Below are 666 nucleotides of genomic sequence, written 5' to 3'. Positions count from 1 at the left end.
GATAACAATGTCACCCGCACTGATCATACCCAAGTCACCATGCGCTGCTTCACCCGGGTGAACGAAAAACGCTGATGTACCTGTGCTGGCAAGCGTTGCTGCAATCTTGTTGCCAATGTGGCCTGATTTGCCCATACCCATCACGACAACTTTGCCGCTATTGGAAAGGATCAATTCGCAAGCTTGTTCAAACTGCTCATCAAAGTATTTGTCTAGCTCTTGCAGAGCCGTGACTTCGATATCAAGAACTTGTTTAGCTGCAGCGCGAAAATCAAATGGATTGGACATATCAGGGCTCCAATTTGTCTCTACTTATTAGTGGGATTAAGCGGCCATGTTGGCAAATAGGTACACTTGGTAACCCAAGAAACACGTAAACAGAATCGCCCCTTCGAGGCGGTTGATGCTGCGTGATTTACCTAAACACATTGCTACTAACAACAGTGACACGCCAAGCATGACCCAAAAGTCACGTCCCATTGCGTATTCACTTAGTGTGGATGGGTTAATGATGCCAGGAAGGCCCATTACCGCCAAAATATTGAAAACGTTCGAGCCGATGATGTTACCAACTGCCATGTCGTCTTCGCCTTTCAATATACCAGCAAGTGAGGCTGCAAGCTCAGGAGGACTCGTACCGTTGGCAATAATTGTCAGACCGATCAC

Annotated in this window: 1 protein-coding gene and 1 pseudogene; both read right to left on the bottom strand. The window is 47.1% G+C overall.

Annotated elements, in window-relative coordinates:
* Positions 1–288: SIS domain-containing protein (locus R7O13_RS27610; protein ID WP_318305290.1), on the bottom strand; the 288-nt coding region annotated here is incomplete at its 3' end.
* 36 nt (positions 289–324) lie between these two features.
* Positions 325–666 (bottom strand): annotated as a pseudogene (locus R7O13_RS27605) (calcium/sodium antiporter); the annotation flags it as partial.

This window comes from Vibrio sp. Y176, assembly GCF_033438945.1.
The sequence above is the reverse complement of the archived record's forward strand: the minus strand, read 5'-3'. Positions and strand labels throughout refer to the sequence as shown.